Origin of the sequence: Brotocaccenecus cirricatena, from assembly GCF_020687045.1 — a bacterium.
Classification (GTDB): domain Bacteria; phylum Bacillota; class Clostridia; order Oscillospirales; family Oscillospiraceae; genus Vescimonas; species Vescimonas cirricatena.
In genome coordinates this window covers 1-1016 of the sequence record NZ_JAJEPW010000154.1, presented here as the reverse complement: position 1 = coordinate 1016, position 1016 = coordinate 1, and the positions used below count along the sequence as shown (strand labels likewise).

At 52.9% G+C, this 1016-nt stretch carries 1 protein-coding gene; it reads right to left on the bottom strand.

Annotation, left to right across the window (positions count from 1 at the left end):
• On the bottom strand, positions 1–731 hold a 731-nt coding region (locus LKD37_RS17555; protein ID WP_302930335.1), incomplete at its 3' end, for a MutS N-terminal domain-containing protein.
• Positions 732–1016 lie beyond the last annotated feature (285 nt).

Sequence of the window (1016 nt, the reverse complement as noted above, 5' to 3'; positions counted from 1 at the left end):
TCAGTCAGCACAGCTACCACATCAACGACGGAAAAGTACCATTCTTCCTTTTCCTCATCCCATGCGGTTCGAATACGATGCTTTTCCCGCAGCTTTTCAACGTATTCTCCCAACTCGTTTGCAGGGAAGCCGCACATGGTAACACGGCCAGCGCCCTCCAAATTGCGGCGCGTCAGCTCAAGGCTGAGATCATCGGCAACTGCCCGCGCATCTTCGCCATACAGCTCAAAGAAGTCCCCGACCTGATACAGTACGATTTCATCGGGATGCGCTGCTTTTACGTCGTTATAGTCGTTATAAACAGCGTTCCGCAGGGCATCCTGCTCCATAGCCTTGTCATAGGCTGCCTGCTCATCCGGTGTAAAATAGCGGTTTGTCCGAATCAGCTCAGAGATGCGCGAAGCGACCTTGCTCCAATTCATCTGAACATCCGCGCAGCCCGTTTTTCTCAGCGTAATGCCCTTGCTGCCGTGATCTTCATAACTGCCGCTTTCTCTGGATACGGCGTGGGTACGCCCGCCGATGCCGTACTCCTTTTTCAGAAAATCGGCACTCTCCTTGGGCGTATGCGGCGTCTGGAAAAATTCATAGATGCGGGCTTTCCCGCCTTCAAAGCCGCTTCCATTTGCAAGAGAAGCCGCAATTTCATCTCCAGTGATAAATCTGCCGGTCTCCGGAACCGCCGCCATATCGGAGTGATACTCCTTGCGCGGCAATGACAGATCTTTCATGCGTGTAAGAAGCGCCTGCGGGCGGTGGAGATGGAATAGCCCCTCCATCGGAGCAGTCCGGCTTTGAACATGAAATTAAACATCATGTAACAAGATGTTCATTTGCTTGCGCCCGCATAGCGTCCTGCTGTGCGGGCGTTTTTATATGTCTGCACCTTGGGACAATTTGTCCCAAAGCAGCCAGCCCCGGCTGCCGATCCCCACCGTGCCTCCGTTCTGTTCACCCACCCACACATGAACTGAATGGAGGAAATACAAATGACGACCATCAATCTGAAGGACTTT